The organism is Nocardioides korecus (assembly GCF_054778395.1).
This window is the reverse complement of the sequence record NZ_BAAGZO010000007.1, coordinates 20,419-37,804: the sequence shown is the minus strand read 5'-3', so window position 1 is coordinate 37,804 and position 17,386 is coordinate 20,419. Positions and strand designations below refer to the sequence as shown.

Below are 17,386 nucleotides of genomic sequence, written 5' to 3'. Positions count from 1 at the left end.
GGTCGGCGCCGGGCCGGACCGGGGGCGGGTCGGGGCTGGGTCGGGCGGGGAGCCCGCGGCGCTTAGGCTGCTCGGTGTGACGACCTCCGAGCTGACCCGGCACGGGTCCGGCGATCCCGAGGGCGCGGCTCCCTCCACGGGACGCGGGAGGCTCGGGGGCCTGGGCTACCTGGTCCCGTTCTGGTCGGTGGTGGTGGTCTTCGGTGCCGTCATGCTGACCTGGTCGGCCCACGTCGGCATCCCGCCCCGCGACCCCCGCGGGTCGATCTTCGTCTCTCGCATCGCGATCTCCCTGGGGCTCCTGGTCCCGCTCTCCGCGATCGAGGCCGCCTGGCGGGTGGCCCGGCGCGACGGGCGTGCCGGCCTCTCGCGCGCCGCGACCGCCCGGGCCTGGCGCGAGCGCTGGACCGGCCGGCGGCTGCTGCTCACGGTCCTGGCCCTGCTGGGCTACCACCTCGTCTACTTCAGCTACCACAACCTGAAGAGCTGGGACGTCCTGCGCGCCCCCGAGGACGCGATGCTGCTGCGCTGGGACCGTTGGCTGTTCCTCGGCCACAGCCCGGCTGTCCTGCTCCACGACCTCCTCGGCCAGGGGGTGGCCCACTACGTGCTGATGGTCGTCTACGAGTCGTTCTCCACGATCGTGATGATCGCCACGGTGGCCGCCCTGGTGTTCGCCCCCCGCCTGCGCGACGGCTACGCCGCGATCGCCTCGGGTCTGTGGATCTGGGTGCTCGGGGTCGGCAGCTACTACCTGATCCCCACCCTGGGTCCGTTCCACTCGGCGCCGCAGGAGTTCGCCGGGCTGCCCCACACGATGATCCAGGACACCCAGGCCCGCTACCTGGCCCAGCGCGCGCACCTGCTGGCCGACCCCGCCGCTCACGACGCCTTCGCGCAGATCTCGGCCTTCGCCAGCCTGCACGTCGGGGTGACGACCGTGGTGCTGCTGATGGCCCGGTGGTACGGCTTGCGGCGGCTGAGCCGGGCCATGGCCGTCTACCTGGCCGGCGTGGTCGTGGCGACCGTCTACCTGGGCTGGCACTTCTTCGTCGACGACGTCGCCGGGCTGGCGATCGGCTGGCTGAGCGTCTTCCTCGGCACCCGGATGATCTACTTCCCCACCGGTCGACGCCCGGGGCGCCCGGACCGCTCGGGCCGCTCGGGCCCGGCGGTGACCGAGGCCCCCGAGGGCGCTCGGCCCTGAGGGGACCCCGGTCCCACCGGTCTCGGGGGGCTCCCGCTCAGTGCTCCCGGTAGGTCGCCGAGAGGTCCTGGTCACCGTGCCCGGCGTCCTCGGCCCGCTTGAGGTGCTCGCGGATCCCGGACATCGGACCGAGCTCGAGGCCGGCGGAGGCGGCCGCGGCCAGGATCAGCTCGGTGTCCTTGAGGGCCCCGGACAGCGCGAAGGACGGCTCGAACTCGCCGGCCAGCATCGCCTTGCCCTTGAGCTGCACGTACGGCGCGTCCATCGCGCCACCCTGCACCGCCTCGAGGAACAGGGCGGGGTCCAGGCCGAGCTCGCGGGCCAGCGCCAGGGAGTCGGCGATGCCCTCGACCACGGTCACGACCCAGGCGTTGCAGGCCAGCTTCAACCGGCTGCCCGCGCCGGCCTCCCCCACCCACATGGTGCGGCTGCCGACGGCCTCGAGGACCGGGTCGACGAGCGCCCGGGCGGACTCCGGCCCGGAGGCGAGCACGACCAGCGCGCCGTCCTCGGCCGGCTTGCGGGTGCCGAGCACGGGGGCGTCGACCAGCACGACGCCGAGGTCGTCGGCCAGGGCCACGAGGCGGTCGCTGCCCTCGACGCCGACGGTGCTTTGCTGGAGCCAGACGGTGTCGGTGCCCAGGTGACCGCGGGCCTGCTCGAGGGTCTCGGCGACGCTGTCGGCGTCGTACAGCATGGTCAGGACGACGTCGGCGCCCTCGACGGCCTCGGCGACGGAGCCGGCGACCGTGGCGACGTCGGCCAGCGGCTGGGCCTTCTCGGCGCTGCGGTTCCACACGCGCAGGTCGAGCCCGGCGGCGGCGATGTTGCGGGCCATGCCGGCGCCCATCGTGCCGGTGCCCAGCAGGGCGACGACGGGGCTCGGAGAACCAGGGGCGGTCGGGGCGTCAGTCACGGGGGGTGTCCTCTCGGGGGGTGGCGTCGGGGTGCTCCTCGACGCTAGCGGGCGACCCGTAGGGCAACCACAGCCGCACCGTCGTACCCCCCTCGGGCCTCGGCCCCACCTCGACCCGTCCGCCGGCCACCGAGGCCCGGTCGCGCATGCCCGACAGGCCCAGGTGACCGGGTCGCTCGACGTCGGCGCCGGGCCCGACCCCCTGTCCGTCGTCGGCGACCACGACCTCCACCCCGCCCTCGACGCGCGCCAACCGGATCTCGACCTGCCGCGCGCCGGCGTGCTTGCGCACGTTGGTCAGGGCCTCCTTCGCCACGCGGTACGCCGTGACCCGCACCGCCTGCGGGAGGTCGACGGACCGGTCGCCGAGCAGCGACCAACGCACGCCGGTGTCCTCGAGCACGAAGTCGGCCGCCTCGGCCAGCGCCGTGGCCAGGTCGGCCCGCAGCGCGGGCGACTCCAGGTCGAAGAGCAGGTGGCGCAGCCGGGCGGTCGCCTCGGTGACCGAGCGGTGGGCCTTGCCCACCGCCTCCTGCAGCGCCGGGTCGGCCTCGTCGAGCTGGCGTCGCAGCAGGCCCAGCCTCAGCTCGACCGCGGCCAGGGCCTGGACGGAGTCGTCGTGCACGTCGGCCGCGATCCGGTGACGCTCGTCCTCCTGGGCCTCCACCAGTCGCTCCAGCAGGTCGCGCCGCTGGTCGGCGAGCTCGCGCAGCGCCTGCTCGTTCTCGTGGCGCTCGGTGACGTCGCGCTGCACCGTGGCCAGCGCGAACGGCTCACCGGTCTCCAGGTCCCGGACCAGGAAGCTGGCGATGGCCACCGGGATCGGCGGGCCCCCGCGGCGGTCGCGCAGGGTCGACTCCCCCTCCCAGTGCCCGACGGCCGTGACCGCGGGCTGCTCCTCGACCAGGGACGCCTCGATCCCCTCCGGGGTCAGGTAGTCGACGATCGAGGTCGTCGAGACGTCGAGGTCGAGGGGCAGGCCGACCAGGTCACGGCCCGCCGGGTTGACGTAGAACACCTGGCCGTCCAGGTGGGCCAGGGCGATGAAGTCCTTGGACGCCTCGACCAGGGCCTGGAAGCGCATGGCCTCCTCGGTGCGCGAGGCGATCACCCGCTCGGCGTCGGAGCGGTCCACGGTGACGGTCAGCAGACCGCGGACGATCATCACCAGCACCGACCCCACCAGCAGCACCACGGCCAGCGGGCCCAGCCCGGCGGAGGTGTAGGGCACCACGATCAGGGTGAGCAGGCAGACCACCGACAGGCTCACCGGCACCAGCAGCGGTGGGCGGGGGGCGAGCTCGGACCGCGCGGGCGGGACCCGCGCGGGCGGCGGCGCGTTGGCGACCCACGCGCCCAGCGCGAGCAGCGCCGTGCCCACGTAGGACAGCGCCGAGAGGTAGGTCCCGGGGCGGAACGTGCCGGCCGCGAGCTCGTAGAGGTAGACCGACTCGACGACCGCGAAGATCCCCACGCCCGCCATCACCAGGACCTCGGAGTGCCGGGGACGGAAGCCGGTCGCGAACAGTCCCGCGATCAGCACCAGCGCCATCACGTCGAGGATCGGGTAGGCCAGGTTGACCACCAGCGCGCGCTCGGGCACCCCGGGGGCGGTCAGCGTGAGCAGGGTCGGGCGGAGCAGCACCAGCCCGAGGGCCGCCACGGTCAGGGCGGCGACGACGCCGTCCAGGACGAGCAGGCGCGGCAGGTGGCGGCCCCGGCGGCGGGCCCGCTCGGCCAGGGCCACGAGCAGCAGGAGCGAGGCCAGGGCCCAGAACGGGTCCGAGACCGAGGGGTACGGCTGGGGCTGCTGGAGCCGCACCACGCTGAAGTAGAGCAGGTAGCCGATCGTGCGGGCGGTGACCGCGACCGCCACCAGCGACCAGATCCCGCGGTGCTCGCGCACCAGCACCGGGCGCGCCAGGGCCAGCAGCGACATCAGCACGTAGCCGGCGCCCTGGAGCCAGCCGTCGACGGGCACCCAGAACGTCGGGCGGGACCGGACGCCGGGCACGGTGCTCAGCGAGAACGCGATCCCGACGACGACGACCAGGACCACCAGGACGGCGACCGGGCGCGGCGCCGCAGCGCGCAGGACCCGCCACCGCGCCATCGCACCCCCCAGGCCCGGCCCGGGACCCGGACCCCGTGCACCGAACGACCACCGTACCGTCCGCGGACGTCGGCGTCGCCACCCTTCGGGACCTCGCTGACCTGCAGGGGCAGGGTGGAGGACCGGACGGGTCAGGACCGGCGCAGCCGCCCCGGGACGGCCAGCCGGCTCAGGCGGCCCGAGCGCCGGTGCGCCAGGGCGTCGCGCGCCGCGTTGCTGCCGGCCGCCCCGTGCACGCCACCACCGGGATGGGCCGAGGCCGAGCCGAGGAAGAGGCCGCCCACGCCCGTGCCCGCCCGCCCCGACCCGGGCACCGGGCGCAGCACGAGCTGCTGGCGCAGCCGGGCCGTCCCGCCGCCGATCGCGCCGCCGAGGAGGTTGGCGTCGCGCGCCTCCAGCTCGTGCGGACCCAGGACCCGTCGCCCCACGACCAGGGACCCGAACCCCGGCGCGAGGCGCTCGAGGCGCCGTTGTACGCGGTCGGCGAAGCGCTCGTTCTGGTCGTGGTCCCAGGTGCCGTCGAGCCCGTCGTCCCCGGCGTCCTGGCGCACGCGCTGCGGGACGTGGGTGTAGGCCCAGAACGACTCGGTCCCGGCCGGCGAGCGGCTGGCGTCGCTCGTGGTCATCTGCCCGGCGAGCAGGAAGGGGCGGTCCGGGACCACGCCCCGCTCCACCATCCGGGTGGCGCGCTGCATGTCGTCGAGGTCGTCGGCGACGTGCACCGTGCCCGGTGCCAGAGCGGGCGCGACGGCCCACGGCGCCGGTCCCGACAGGGCCCAGTCGACCTTGACCGTGCCCGGGTCCATGGTGAACAGCCTCATCCCGAAGCGCACCCGCGTCGGGACGTCATCCTCGTCGAGCAGCGCGCGCCGGTCCCCCGCCGCCGGTCCCCCGAACAGGCCGGGAGCACTGACGCACGCGACGACCACGGGGGCGGCGTACGACGTGGACGCGGTGCGCACGCCGGTGACGTGCCCGGACTCCACGTCGACCTGGTCGGCGCGCTCACCGACGACGATCGTCCCGCCGGCCGCCTCGAACCGGCGGGCCAGGGCGCGCGAGAGCTCGCGGGCACCGCCCGCGGGCACCGGGAACCCCACGTCCTGGGCGAGCATCGACATCAGGAACCCCATGAACCCCGACCCCGGCGAGCCCAGCGGGATGTCGGCGTGGCCCGCGTTGCCGGCCACCAGGGCCCGCATCCCGACCCCGCCGAAGCGCCGGGAGAACCGGTCGGCGGGCTGGAGCAGCAGCGGGGCGACCGTCGGGCCCCCGGGGCCGAGCAGGTGCGCCAGCGCCCGGGAGCCGGCCCGCACCGGGGGGAACGGGCTGAGCAGCCCCGAGACCAGGTCGTCGCCGAGGTGGTCCCAGGCACGGCACAGCCGCAGCCACCGGTCCCCGTCGCCGGCGTGGGCGGCGTCGGCCGCGGCGGCGGTGTCGTCGCGGTCGGGGTGCAGCAGGCCCCACCCGCCGGGAAAGGCATGACCCAGGGGCGCGGGGGCGTGCGACCACGTCAGGCCGTGCCGGTCGAGGTCGAGGGCCCGGAGGACCGGGGACGCCGCGCCGAGCGGGTAGAACGCGCTGAAGGTGTCGTGCAGGAAGCCCGGGTGCACCTCCTCGTCGCTGCGCACCGCGCCACCGACCTCGTCCTGCTCCTCCAGCACCACCACCGACCAGCCCGCGTCGGCGAGCAGGTTCGCGGCCACGAGGCCGTTGGGGCCGGCGCCGACCACGATCGCGTCCCAGCTCCCGCCCGCGGGACCGGCGGCCACGCGGTGCGGGTCGGTGACGTCGGGGACCCGGGAAGCAGCACTCATGCCCGGCCCGTACCCGACCGGCGCGGGCCCACCCCCACCCCAGGGGGCCCGGGACACGCGGTGGCAGGGCCCGGCATAGTGGTGGGCATGAGCGCCTACTGGATCAGCATCTACGCCGACATCCTCGACGAGACCAAGGTCGCGGCGTACGCCGAGCTGGCCGGGCCCGCCCTGCGCGGTGCCGGCGGGACTTTCGTGGCCCGCGGCATGCCCGAGGTGACCTACGAGTCCGGTCGCGAGACCCGCACCGTGGTGATCCGCTTCGAGTCCGTCGAGGCCGCCCGGGCGGCCCACGACTCCCCGGCCTACCAGGAGGCGCTGGCCGCGCTCGACGGCGGCGCCGTGCGCGACATGCGGATCGTGCCCGGGGTCGAGTAACCCCGTTCAGCCGGCCTCGGCGGCCGGCGCCGGGGCCGGGATCTCCCCCGACCCCCGGGCCACCAGCGTGGTCGGGACGATCTCGACCCGGACCGGCGAGGTGTCCCCGTCGAGGCGGCGCAGCAGCAGGTCCACCGCCCGTCGCCCGATCTCGCGGGTGTCCTGCCGCACGACCGTCAACCGCGGGACGACGACGTCGGCCAGGGCCAGGTCGTCGAACCCGACCAGCGCGACGTCGTGGCCCCGTCCCCGCGACTGGAGCGCGCGGACGGCGCCGTCGCAGGCGGTGTCGCGCGCCGCGAACAGGGCCGTCGGCGGGTCGGGGAGGTCCAGCAGGTCCAGCGTCGCCTGGAAGGCCTGCGCGCGCGTGCGCAACCCCGTGCGGACGAGCTCGGGGTCCGGGGTGATCCCGCCCGACCGGAGGGCCGCGGTGTAGCCGGCGTGGCGGTCGCGGGCCGTGGGGATGGACTGCTCGTCACCCAGCAGCGCGATCCGGCGGTGCCCGTGGGCCATCAGGTGCCCGACCGCCTCGGCGGAGCCCCCCTGGTTGTCGACCACCACCGCGTCGACCGGCGGGAAGGCGGGCAGCCGGTCGAGCGCGACGACCACCAGACCGGCCCCGATGTCGGCCGCCAGCCACGACAGGTCTAGATCAGTGGGCATCAGGATCAGGCCGTCGATGCGCCGCGCGATCAGCCCGTGGACGATCTCGCGCTCCCGTGCCGGGTCCTCGTCGGTGCTCGCGGCCATCACCACGACGCCCCGCTCACGGGCGTGGTCCTCGACCACACGCAGGGTCTCCCCGCAGTAGCCGTTGGACAGGTCCTGCACCAGCATGCCGATCGACTCGGTGCGCTGACCCCGACGCAGGAAGCTGGCGGCGAGATTGTGCCGGTATCCCAGTTTTTGCACCGCCGTCTCGACCCGTTCCACGAGCGCGTCGGAGACGCCGGCCTCCCGGTTCACGACCCGTGAGACCGACTTCAGGGACACCCCGGCCGCCGCCGCCACGTCCTGCATGGTCGCACGTTGTCGAGGGCGGTCGGCCCCCTTGAAATCGACTGGTCCGGACACGACCCGGCCACCTCCTCCGCTGCTCACAGCGTCTGACATCGTTGTCGACCTTACGGCATGTGACGCTTGACACATGCCGTTCGACCCCGCAAAGTTACCCGTCAAGACAACGCTGTCAACGGATGTCTTCGGAAATCGGCCGGGGCGAACAGAGTTGGGTGAAAGGACACCGGAATGAGGATCTACACACGCAGCAAGCGTGCCGCCGTGCTCGCGGCGACCGGAGCGGCGGCCATGCTGCTCGCGGCGTGCGGCAGCAGCAGCGGGGGCTCGGGGGGCGGCGTCGCCGTCACGTTGATCACCAAGGACTCGGTCAACCCGTTCTTCGTGGCGATGCAGCAGGGCGCCAAGAAGGCCGCGAAGGCCGACGGCGTCAAGCTGTCGCTGGCCTCGGGCAAGCAGGACGGTGACGAGGAGGGCCAGATCAAGGCCATCGAGGACGCCATCGCCAACGGGGACAAGGGCATCCTGATCACCCCCAACGGCCCCGGCGTCAACGCCTCGATCAAGAAGGCCCGCGACCAAGGCCTCTACGTGATCGCGCTCGACACCCCGCCCGACCCGGCGAACACGGTCGACATCACCTTCGCGACCGACAACTTCAAGGCCGGCGAGCTGATCGGCAAGTGGACCAAGGCCCAGCTCAAGGGCAAGAAGGCCACGATCGCGATGCTCGACCTGTTCAACGACAAGATCGTGTCGGTCGACTACAACCGCGACCAGGGCTTCCTGACCGGCATGGGCATCGACACCAAGGACAAGAAGAAGAACGGCGACGAGGCCAAGACCGGGAAGTACGACGGCGGCGACTACGAGATCGTCTGCAACGAGCCCACCCAGGGCTCCGAGGACGGCGGCCGCACCGCCATGGAGAACTGCCTCCAGAAGAACAAGAACATCAACGTCGTCTACACGATCAACGAGCCGGCGGCCGTCGGCGCCAACGGCGCGCTCAAGCAGGCCGGCGTCACCAACGCGCTGATCTCCTCGATCGACGGCGGCTGCAACGGCGTCAACCAGGTCAAGAACGGCGTCATCGGCGCCACCTCGCAGCAGTACCCGGTCCGGATGGCCGAGCTGGGCGTCAAGGCGATCAAGAAGATCGCCGACGGCGGGGCCAAGCCCAAGCCGACCGCGGGCCTGGACTTCTACGACACCGGTGTCGCGCTGGTCACCGACAAGGCGGTCACGGGGGTGCCCTCGATCGACACCACCAAGGGCGCCTCGATCTGCTGGGGCACCAAGTAGGCAGTTCCGCCCCGACCTGTTCAGCATCATCCCAAGCGTGGGTCCGGGGCCCGGTGTCCCTCGAGGACCCGGTTCCCGGACCCGCGCTGACGGCAAGGAGGAAGCCGTGACCACCACCGCTACAGAACCCACGTCGCCCACACCGGGCGCACCGTCCACCGCTGCCGAGCAGTTCGCGCAGCGCCGCCAGTCCCCGCTCCAGAAGATCCAGCACACCCTGCACGCCCACCCGGCCATCAGCCCGCTGATGGTGCTGGTGCTGAGCTGGATCGTCTTCACCCTGATCAACCCGAACTTCGGCACGTTGCGCACGACGTCGCTGATCCTGCAGCAGGTGGCCGTGGTCGGGGCCCTGGCGATCGGCCAGACCCTGATCATCCTCACCGCCGGCATCGACCTCTCGGTCGGCGCGGTCTCGATCCTCGCGATGCTCTTCTCGGCCAAGATCGCGACCGAGAACGGTGTCCCCGGCGTGCTGGCCATCGTGCTCGGCATCGTCGCCGGCGTGGCGGCCGGAGCGGTCAACGGCCTGCTGGTCACCCGGCTGAAGCTGCCGCCCTTCATCGTCACGCTGGGCACGCTCAGCATCTTCACCGCGATGGCGCTGCTCTACTCCAGCGGCGCGAGCATCCAGGCCACCGACATGCCCTCGATCATGAGCTGGACCGGCAACGTGATCCCGTTCGGCGACTTCCGCGTCACCACGGGCGTCATCCTGGTCCTGGTGATGTACGTCGTCGTGGCCTTCATCCTCAACCAGACCACCTGGGGCCGCCACGTGTACGCCGTGGGCAACGACCCCGAGGCCGCCCGCCTGGTCGGCATCTCGGTCAACCGGGTGCTGTTCTCGGTCTACACCGTGGCCGGCCTGATCTACGGCATCACCGCCTGGATCCTGATCGGTCGCGCCGGCGCCGCCAGCCCCAACGCCGCGGCGGACGCCAACCTGGAGTCCATCACCGCGGTCGTGATCGGCGGCACCAGCCTCTTCGGCGGCCGCGGCGCGGTCTTCGGCACGTTGCTCGGCGCGCTCATCGTCGGCTTCTTCCGCACCGGCCTGTCGCTGGCCGGCGTGGACGACCAGTGGCGGGTCCTGACGATCGGCCTGCTGGTCATCATCGCGGTCTCCGTCGACCAGTGGATCAGGAAGGTGCGGGCATGACCACCACCAACACCACCAGCACGTCGGGCCGCCAAGCCGACGCCCACGCCGCGGGGCGCGAGCCCGTGCTCTCGGCCCGGGGCCTGGTCAAGACCTTCGGCCGCGTCGTCGGCCTGGACGGGGTCGACTTCGACCTCTACCCCGGCGAGGTGCTCGCGATCATCGGCGACAACGGCGCCGGCAAGTCGACGCTGATCAAGGCGGCGACCGGGGCCATCGTCCCGGACGCCGGCGAGGTCCGCCTCGAGGGCCAGGTCGTGAACTTCAAGAAGCCGCAGGAGGCCCGCGAGGCCGGCATCGAGACGGTCTACCAGACCCTCGCCGTCGCCCCCGCGCTCGACATCGCGGCCAACATGTTCCTGGGGCGCGAGCGTCGCCGGCCCGGCCCCCTGGGCTCGGTGCTGCGGATGCTCGACCACAACGGCATGAAGAAGTCGGCCGGGCAGGCGATGGCCGACCTCGGCATCGGCACCCTGCAGAACATGTCGCAGGCGGTCGAGACCCTCTCGGGTGGCCAGCGCCAGGCGGTGGCCGTGGCCCGGGCGGCGGCCTTCGCGACCAAGCTGATCGTGCTCGACGAGCCGACGGCCGCGCTGGGCGTCAAGGAGACCAACCAGGTCCTCGAGATGATCAAGCGGGTCAAGGACAACGGCCTGCCCGTGATCCTGATCAGCCACAACATGCCCAACGTGTTCGAGATCGCCGACCGGATCCACATCCAGCGGCTCGGGCGCTGCGCGGGCGTGATCACCCCGCAGTCGCACACCCCCAACGAGGCGGTGGCGATCATGACCGGCGCCACCACCCTGGAGGAGACGCCGGGCCGCTGAGCCCGACTCTCGACCCACCAGACCCGCAGCCACCCCCGCGCTCGACCCGGGGGTGGCTGCGGCCGTTCCCGCCGAGGAGGCCCATCTGGTCGCCGAGGAGGCTCATCTGGTCGCCGAGGAGGCTCATCTGGTCGCCGAAGAGGCTCGTGTGGTCGCCGAGGGGGCTCGTCTGGTGGAAGGCTCGGGGCGTGGCCGCACCGTGGAGGAGGGGGTGACGTCCGTGGCGAGCACCCGGGGCCCCGACGCGGGCCCGCCCGGCCTGCGGCTGTCGGCGTACGGCGAGGGCGGGGTGCTGGTCACCGTCCGCGGTCCCGACCCGGACCAGCGGTGGCGCACCACCCAGGCGCTGGCGACCGCGCTGCGGGCGGACCGCGTGCCGGGGCTGGTCGACGTGGTCGCGACCTACGACTCCCTGCTGCTGACCCACGACCCCGGGCAGACCACCGCAGCGGCGCTCGGCGAGCGCGTCCGGACGGCGTACGCCGGCCTCCCCGCGGCCGCCGCCTCGCCCCCCGCCGCGCCCCGGGTCGTCGAGGTGCCGGTGCTGTTCGGCGGCGACGCCGGACCCGACCTCGTCGAGGTCGCGGCCGAGCTCGGCACCACCGCGGGCGAGCTCGTCGACCGGCTCGCCGACGGCCCGTGGACGGTGCGGTTCGTCGCCTCACCGGTCGGGTCGCCCTTCGCCGAGCGCGACGACTGGGAGGTCTCGGTGCCGCGCCTGGGGTCGCCGCGCGCGGCGGTCCCTCCGGGGTCGGTGGCCCTCAGCGGCGCTCAGGCGATGGTCTACCCGGTCGCCTCCCCCGGCGGCTGGCGCCTGGTCGGGCGTACGCCGGTCCCGCTGGTCGCCCTCTCCCCCGCGGGCCCCCGGGTCCCGTACGCCGCGGGCGACCTGCTGCGCCTCGTCCCCGTCGACCGCACGGCGTACGTCGACCTGGCGCCTGCCCGTCGGCCGACCGTCGCCGACGCGACCCCGACCGACGCGACCCCGACCCCGCACGTCCGCCGGGCCAGCACCTGCCGTCACGACGGCCCGCCCGTGCTGCGCGTGCGCGAGGCCGGGCGGGCCACGCTCCAGGACCTCGGCCGTCCGGGCCTGGGCCACCTCGGGGTGGCGGTGCACGGCGCGTCGGACCGCGGGTCGGCGGTGCTGGCCAACCTGCTGGTCGGCAACCCGCCGGGCGCACCGCTCCTGGAGGTCACCGCCTCGGGGGTCCGGCTGCGGGCCGGGGCCGACCTGCTGGTGGCCGGGACCGGCGCGCCCCTGGCCGGCGCGCCCCCGACCGGCCGCGCGTCCGGCGCACCCCCCTCGCCCGCGCCGAGGGTGGACGGCGTGCCGGTCCCGGTGGCGGAACCCGTCGTGCTCCGGGCCGGGTCGGTCCTCGAGCTGCCGGCACCGACGACCGGGCTGCGCACCTACCTGGCGGTCGCGGGCGGCCTGGGCGACCCGGGAGGCGCCGGGTCTGCCGGGACCCTCGGCGCCGTCGCCGGCAGCGTCTCGCCCGACGCCGGGCTCGGGGTCGGCGGCCTGCTGGGTCGCGGGGACGCCCTGGTGGCCGGGGCCTGCGTGTGCGGCTGGCGGCAGCCGCACGGCGTGGAGCCACCCTTCCGGTTCGACGGCGCCCGGCTCGGCGGTGCGGGCACCGTCGCCCCCGGCGCGGCCCGGTGGGTCACGGTCACCGCCGGCCCCGAGCGGGACCGCTTCGACGCCGCCACCCTCCTCGGCCCCTGGACCGTGGGTGCGGCCTCGAACCACGTCGGCCTGCGGCTCGAGGGCCCCGTGCCCCGGCGGGTGGGGGCACCGGACGGCGAGGCCCGCTCGCGCGGGGTGCCCGTCGGGGCGGTCGAGGTGCCGCCGCACGGCGGGCTGCTGGCGCTGCTGCCGGGTCGGCTCGTGACCGCCGGCTACCCCGTGCCGCTCGTCGCCACCTCCCTGGCCCTCGACGTGCTCGGCCAGGCCCGGCCCGGCGACCGGCTGCTGCTGCGCGAGGTCACGCTCGAGGAGGCGCTGGAGGCCCGCCGGCGCCGCGCCACGGCGTACGCCGACCTGGCCCGGCGGGTCCGCACGGCCCTGACCGCCGGCGGGCTCGCGCACCTGGTGGGGGTCAGCGACCCCGAGCCGCGATGGTGACGCCGGCGTCCTCGAGCGCGCGCCGCACCAGGCGGGCGGCCTCGACCGCGCCCGGGCTGTCGCCGTGGAGCAGGATCGCGTCGACACCGACCTCGACGCGGTGCCCGTCGCGCGAGGTGACCGCGCCGTCGGTCACCATCGCGACGGCACGCTCGGCGACCAGCGCCGGGTCGTGCACCAGCGCGTCGGGCTCGCGCCGCGAGACCAGCGCGCCGTCGGCCTCGTAGCCGCGGTCGGGGAAGCCCAGCCGGCCGCTGCGCAGGCCGCGCCGCTCCGCCAGGTCGTGCACGACCCCGGGCTGGCCCAGCACCACCAGCTGGTCGTCGAAGGCCGCGACGGCGTCGAGCACCCCGCCGGCGTACACCTCGTCGGTGACCGTGAGGTTGCCCAGCCGCCCGTGCGGCGAGACGTGCTCGAGGCGGCCGCCGGCCGCGCGGACGAAGGCGTCGAGGGCGCCGAGCTGGTAGAGCACGTCGGTGCGCACCTCCGCGCGCGACATCTCGATCGCGCGCCGGCCGAAGCCGACCAGGTCCGGGAAGCCGGGGTGGGCGCCGATCGCGACGCCGGCCTCGCGGCACCGGGCCACGGTGCGCTCCATCGTGCGCGGGTCGCCGGCGTGGAAGCCGCAGGCGACGTTGGCCGAGGTGAGCGTCGGGAGCAGCAGCTCGTCCTGCCCCATGACGTGGGGGCCGAAGCTCTCGCCGATGTCGGCGTTCAGGTCGATCGTGGGCACGGGGCCTCCTCGGCGGCGGTGGTCCAGCGGTGGTTCAGCGGTGGTTCAGTGGGCTCACGGTACGCACGGGTCACGGCAGGTCGGCGTACGCGCCCGCACCGCTCGGGCCATCCTGGCCCGAGACCCCCACGACGGCAGGAGCCCCCGATGAGCCCGCACCCGACCCAGGCAGGAACCCGATGAGCCTCCACCGCGGCACGTCACGTCAGGCGCAGGAGGACGAGGAGGGCGGTCGCCCGCAGCGTGGCTCCAACCCGTTCCTGACCACGGCCAACCCGGCGGTCGCCGGCGTCCTGAGCCCGCCGCGGCACCGCCTGGCGGCCGACCCGGTGCCGGCCGACGTCGCCTACCAGCTCGTCCACGACGAGCTGCTGCTCGACGGCGACGCCCGGCTCAACCTGGCCACGTTCGTCACCACCTGGATGGAGCCCCAGGCCCGCACGCTGATCGCGGACACCCTGGACAAGAACATGATCGACAAGGACGAGTACCCGCAGACCGCGGAGCTCGAGCGGCGCTGCGTCGCGATCCTGGCCGACCTGTGGAACGCCGAGGACCCCGCCCACGCCACCGGCTGCTCCACCACCGGATCCAGCGAGGCCTGCATGCTGGCCGGGCTCGCGCTGCTGCGTCGCTGGCGGGCGCGCGTGCCGGACCGCTCGCGCCGCCCCAACCTGGTGATGGGCGCCGACGTGCAGGTGTGCTGGGAGAAGTTCTGCCGCTACTGGGACGTCGAGCCCCGCGTGGTGCCGATGCAGGGCGACCGGCTGCACCTGACCGCCGAGCCCGCGGCGGCGGAGTGCGACGAGGACACCATCGGCGTGGTCGCGATCCTGGGCTCGACCTTCGACGGCAGCTACGAGCCGGTGCAGGAGATCTGCGCGGCGCTCGACGACCTGGCCACGTCCGGCGGGCCCGACGTGCAGGTCCACGTCGACGGCGCCTCGGGCGCGATGGTGGCGCCGTTCCTGGACCCCGACCTGGTCTGGGACTTCCGGCTGCCGCGGGTGGCCTCGATCAACACCTCGGGCCACAAGTTCGGCCTCGTCTACCCGGGCGTGGGCTGGGTGCTGTGGCGCGACGCCGACGCCCTGCCCGAGGAGCTGGTCTTCAAGGTCAACTACCTCGGCGGCGACATGCCCACCTTCGCGCTGAACTTCTCCCGGCCCGGCGCCCAGGTGATCGCGCAGTACTACACCTTCTTCCGGCTCGGCCACGCCGGCTTCACCGCCGTCCAGCAGGCCTCGCGCGACGTGGCGGTGCACCTGGCCGAGCAGATCGGCGCGATGGAGCAGTTCGAGCTGGTCACCCGGGGCGACCAGCTGCCGGTCTTCGCCTTCACCACCAGCGCCTCGGTCACCGCGTGGGACGTGTTCGCGGTGTCCAAGGCCCTGCGGGCGCGCGGCTGGCAGGTGCCGGCGTACACCTTCCCGGCCGACCGCGAGGACCTCTCGGTCCTGCGCGTGGTGTGCCGCAACGGTTTCGGCGTCGACCTCGCCGACCTGCTGCTGGAGGACCTGCGCACGGCCGTGGAGCACCTGGAGGAGGAACAGACCGGGCCGCGCACGGGTCCCTCGGGCTTCCACCACTAGCGGCGCGCGGTGGCCGGGGTCGTCCGGGGGACGCTCGGGCGGGTCGTCGCGGCCGTCGTCCGGTGGGTGCGGGCGGCGCCCGTGGCCACGGCGTACGCCGCGCTGCTGCTGGCCACGACCGTCCTGCTGCGACTGGCGCCGGTCGACCTCGACGACCAGGTGCTGATCGGCTCGAGCACCGACGTCACCCACCTGCTCCGCGACCCGGCCCTGGTCATGGTCGCCTCGGCGCTGTTCCTGCCCGGGGCGACCTGGCTGCCCGACGGCCTCGTCCTGCTCACCATCGGACGGTCCCTGGAGCGCCGCGTCGGGTCGGGTCGCACCGTCCTGGTGATGATCGCCGGGCACGTGGTCGGGACGGTCCTGACCGAGGGGCCGATCGCCGTCGGCGTGGCCCTGCACCGGCTGCCCGCCTCGTGGGCGAACCGGCTCGACGTGGGGGCGTCGTACGCCCTGGTGGCGGTGGTGGCCGCCCTGGTCGGCCTGCTCCCCCGGCTCGCGCGGGTCCCCGTCTTCGTGGTGGGGGCCGTCCTGGTGGCCGGTGTGCCGGAGCTCCCCCCGGACATGACGGCCTGGGGCCACCTGATCGCGGCCGCGACGGGGGTGTGCTGGTGGCACCACCTGCGCCGCTGCGGGTCTCCCCCGTCGGCCGCTGCGGCTAGGTTGGCGGGCGAGGAGGCCCCCGATGCCCGTGACGCACCTGCCCGCCGACCCGCCCGCTGAGGAGCCCGACGGCTTCGTCCGCTCCCCCAGCGGCGTCCTGGTCCCCGAGTCCGTCGACGCCTTCCACCGCCGCCTGCACCACGTCGCGCCGGACGGCCTGGTCACGCAGACCGGCCAGTCCGCGGGCATGCAGCGGCGCGAGGCGATCAGCGGCCGCACCGTCGGCTCGCGGTCGCTGTGGATGGGCCAGACCCACGTGCCGCCTACGACCCGGTCGGCCGACCACCACCACGGCGACTCCGAGACCGCGATCTACGTCGTCGCGGGCCACCCGGTCTTCGTCTTCCTCGACGTCGAGGGCGAGGAGCCCGTGGAACGGCGCGTGGAGACCGGCCCCGGTGACTACGTCTTCGTGCCGCCCTGGGTCCCGCACCGCGAGGAGAACCCCGACCCGTCGGTGGAGGCCGTGGTCGTGATCGCCCGCACCACCCAGGAGGCGATCGTGGTCAACCTGGACCGCCTCGACTGGACCGCCCGCGCCACGCAGAACGGCTGAGTCCGTGCCCGACGAGCTGCCACCCCGCTCGGCCGCCGAGTCGCAGCACTACCGGCACTTCCTGGCGGGACCGCAGGACGACGCCGGGGCCGGGCTCGGGGCAGCGCCGCTGCTGCTCGCCGTGGGCAACTGCCAGGCCGAGTCGCTGCGCCTGCTGCTGGACGCGGGCGACGTGCGCACCGTCCAGGTGCCCCCGCTGCACGACCTGCGGCCCGCGGAGGTGCCGGTCCTCCAGCAGTGGCTGGGACGCACCGACCTGCTCGTCGCTCCTCCGGTGGCCCCGGACTACCGCGGCCTGCCGCTGGGCACCGAGCAGCTGGTCGCGCTCCTGCCGGGGAGCGCCCGGACCTGCCGCGTCCCCCTGGTGAGGTACGCCGGGCTGCACCCCTGGCACCTCGTGGTCCACCCACCCGGACTGCCCGACCCCCAGCCGCCGGTGGTCGCCTACCACGACGTGCGGACCGTGGCCCGAGCCGCCTGGACGAGGGTCGGCCGCCCCGCCCCGGGCTCCACCCCGGCCACCACGGCGGGGGTGCTGGCCGTCGCGCGCGCCTCCGTCGCCGAGCTCGCCCGCCGGGAGCGGGCCGCCGGCACGGTCGTGCTGAGCGACCTGCTCGGCCACCCCGCGGCCGACGCGATGCGCACGGTCAACCACCCGGGCAACCACCTGCTGGCCCCGCTCGCGGCCCGGGTCCGGGCCGACCTGGACCTCCCGGCGCTCGGCCCGGCCGTCACCCGTCCGCTGCTGACCTCGGTGCTGGCCCCGCTCGAGGACGTGGTGCTCGCGGCCCACGGTCTCGACGCGCCCCCAAGGCCCGACTGGGTCCTGGACGGCGACCCGGTGGCGACGGCGGTCGTCGAAGAGGCCCAGCTGGCGTTCTACGGCGCGCGCCCCGACGTGCTCGACGTCTGCCTCGACCGCGCACGCGAGCCGGCCGCGGCCCTCGGCGTCGCCCTCCCGGACTAGCA

The 17,386-nt window shown here is 74.6% G+C and carries 15 protein-coding genes; 10 read left to right on the top strand and 5 right to left on the bottom strand.

The window, feature by feature from the left end; all coding sequences use genetic code 11:
* Positions 1-76: 76 nt before the first annotated feature.
* Positions 77-1,207: a phosphatase PAP2 family protein gene (locus ACYVDA_RS14580; protein ID WP_460819127.1), complete on the top strand. Its 1,131-nt coding sequence runs from the start codon at positions 77-79 to the stop codon at positions 1,205-1,207.
* A 37-nt stretch (positions 1,208-1,244) separates the two neighbouring features.
* Here ACYVDA_RS14580 and ACYVDA_RS14575 read toward each other — a convergent pair whose 3' ends face one another.
* The 3 genes from ACYVDA_RS14575 to ACYVDA_RS14565 all read right to left on the bottom strand — a co-directional run bounded on the left by ACYVDA_RS14575 (position 1,245) and on the right by ACYVDA_RS14565 (position 6,053).
* Complete coding sequence (locus tag ACYVDA_RS14575) at positions 1,245-2,123, bottom strand: NAD(P)-dependent oxidoreductase (RefSeq protein ID WP_460819126.1); 879 nt, start codon at positions 2,121-2,123, stop codon at positions 1,245-1,247.
* On the bottom strand, positions 2,116-4,236 hold the full coding sequence (locus ACYVDA_RS14570) for a PAS domain-containing sensor histidine kinase (RefSeq protein WP_460819125.1): 2,121 nt from the start codon (positions 4,234-4,236) through the stop codon (positions 2,116-2,118). Before ACYVDA_RS14570 ends, ACYVDA_RS14575 begins: the two co-directional genes overlap by 8 nt.
* A gap of 131 nt (positions 4,237-4,367) precedes the next feature.
* Positions 4,368-6,053: a phytoene desaturase family protein gene (locus ACYVDA_RS14565; RefSeq protein ID WP_460819124.1), complete on the bottom strand. Its 1,686-nt coding sequence runs from the start codon at positions 6,051-6,053 to the stop codon at positions 4,368-4,370.
* Between the two features lie 87 nt (positions 6,054-6,140).
* On the opposite strand from ACYVDA_RS14565, the gene ACYVDA_RS14560 reads away from it, so the two are divergent.
* Positions 6,141-6,431, top strand: coding sequence for a DUF1330 domain-containing protein (locus ACYVDA_RS14560; protein ID WP_460819123.1), 291 nt, complete (start codon positions 6,141-6,143; stop codon positions 6,429-6,431).
* A 6-nt stretch (positions 6,432-6,437) separates the two neighbouring features.
* On the opposite strand, the gene ACYVDA_RS14555 is transcribed toward ACYVDA_RS14560, so the two are convergent.
* Positions 6,438-7,451 (bottom strand): LacI family DNA-binding transcriptional regulator, encoded by a 1,014-nt coding sequence (locus ACYVDA_RS14555; RefSeq protein WP_460819122.1) that lies wholly within the window; start codon positions 7,449-7,451, stop codon positions 6,438-6,440.
* 228 nt (positions 7,452-7,679) lie between these two features.
* On the opposite strand from ACYVDA_RS14555, the gene ACYVDA_RS14550 reads away from it, so the two are divergent.
* From ACYVDA_RS14550 to ACYVDA_RS14535, 4 genes are all read left to right on the top strand, one after another.
* Positions 7,680-8,753, top strand: coding sequence for a substrate-binding domain-containing protein (locus ACYVDA_RS14550; protein WP_460819121.1), 1,074 nt, complete (start codon positions 7,680-7,682; stop codon positions 8,751-8,753).
* 106 nt (positions 8,754-8,859) lie between these two features.
* Complete coding sequence (locus ACYVDA_RS14545) at positions 8,860-9,915, top strand: ABC transporter permease (protein ID WP_460819120.1); 1,056 nt, start codon at positions 8,860-8,862, stop codon at positions 9,913-9,915.
* Positions 9,912-10,745: an ATP-binding cassette domain-containing protein gene (locus ACYVDA_RS14540; protein WP_460819119.1), complete on the top strand. Its 834-nt coding sequence runs from the start codon at positions 9,912-9,914 to the stop codon at positions 10,743-10,745. The genes ACYVDA_RS14545 and ACYVDA_RS14540 overlap by 4 nt, the downstream gene beginning before the upstream one ends.
* Positions 10,746-10,965: 220 nt before the next feature.
* A complete protein-coding gene (locus ACYVDA_RS14535; protein WP_460819118.1) occupies positions 10,966-12,873 on the top strand; it encodes a 5-oxoprolinase subunit B/C family protein in 1,908 nt (635 codons plus the stop codon).
* On the opposite strand, the gene ACYVDA_RS14530 is transcribed toward ACYVDA_RS14535, so the two are convergent.
* Entirely contained in the window at positions 12,848-13,606 is a 759-nt protein-coding gene (locus ACYVDA_RS14530; RefSeq protein WP_460819117.1) for a LamB/YcsF family protein, read from the bottom strand. The genes ACYVDA_RS14535 and ACYVDA_RS14530 overlap by 26 nt on opposite strands.
* Before the next feature lie 179 nt (positions 13,607-13,785).
* On the opposite strand from ACYVDA_RS14530, the gene ACYVDA_RS14525 reads away from it, so the two are divergent.
* Genes ACYVDA_RS14525 through ACYVDA_RS14510 form a run of 4 tightly spaced genes read left to right on the top strand, consistent with a single transcriptional unit; the run spans position 13,786 to position 17,384 of the window.
* Complete coding sequence (locus tag ACYVDA_RS14525; RefSeq protein WP_460819116.1) at positions 13,786-15,198, top strand: glutamate decarboxylase; 1,413 nt, start codon at positions 13,786-13,788, stop codon at positions 15,196-15,198.
* Between the two features lie 9 nt (positions 15,199-15,207).
* On the top strand, positions 15,208-15,921 hold the full coding sequence (locus ACYVDA_RS14520; RefSeq protein ID WP_460819115.1) for a rhomboid family intramembrane serine protease: 714 nt from the start codon (positions 15,208-15,210) through the stop codon (positions 15,919-15,921).
* Entirely contained in the window at positions 15,884-16,417 is a 534-nt protein-coding gene (locus tag ACYVDA_RS14515) for a cupin domain-containing protein (RefSeq protein ID WP_460819114.1), read from the top strand. Before ACYVDA_RS14520 ends, ACYVDA_RS14515 begins: the two co-directional genes overlap by 38 nt.
* A gap of 4 nt (positions 16,418-16,421) precedes the next feature.
* A complete protein-coding gene (locus ACYVDA_RS14510) occupies positions 16,422-17,384 on the top strand; it encodes a WcbI family polysaccharide biosynthesis putative acetyltransferase (RefSeq protein WP_460819113.1) in 963 nt (320 codons plus the stop codon).
* Positions 17,385-17,386: the final 2 nt, after the last annotated feature.

Bases quoted from the DNA above. Each gene is read 5' to 3' on its own strand.
- ACYVDA_RS14570 (WP_460819125.1), bottom strand. From the start codon at position 4,236: ATGGCGCGGTGGCGGGTCCTGCGCGCTGCGGCGCCGCGCCCGGTCGCC.
- ACYVDA_RS14565 (WP_460819124.1), bottom strand. From the start codon at position 6,053: ATGAGTGCTGCTTCCCGGGTCCCCGACGTCACCGACCCGCACCGCGTG.
- ACYVDA_RS14560 (WP_460819123.1), top strand. From the start codon at position 6,141: ATGAGCGCCTACTGGATCAGCATCTACGCCGACATCCTCGACGAGACC.
- ACYVDA_RS14555 (WP_460819122.1), bottom strand. From the start codon at position 7,451: ATGCAGGACGTGGCGGCGGCGGCCGGGGTGTCCCTGAAGTCGGTCTCA.
- ACYVDA_RS14550 (WP_460819121.1), top strand. From the start codon at position 7,680: ATGAGGATCTACACACGCAGCAAGCGTGCCGCCGTGCTCGCGGCGACC.
- ACYVDA_RS14540 (WP_460819119.1), top strand. From the start codon at position 9,912: ATGACCACCACCAACACCACCAGCACGTCGGGCCGCCAAGCCGACGCC.
- ACYVDA_RS14525 (WP_460819116.1), top strand. From the start codon at position 13,786: ATGAGCCTCCACCGCGGCACGTCACGTCAGGCGCAGGAGGACGAGGAG.
- ACYVDA_RS14515 (WP_460819114.1), top strand. From the start codon at position 15,884: ATGCCCGTGACGCACCTGCCCGCCGACCCGCCCGCTGAGGAGCCCGAC.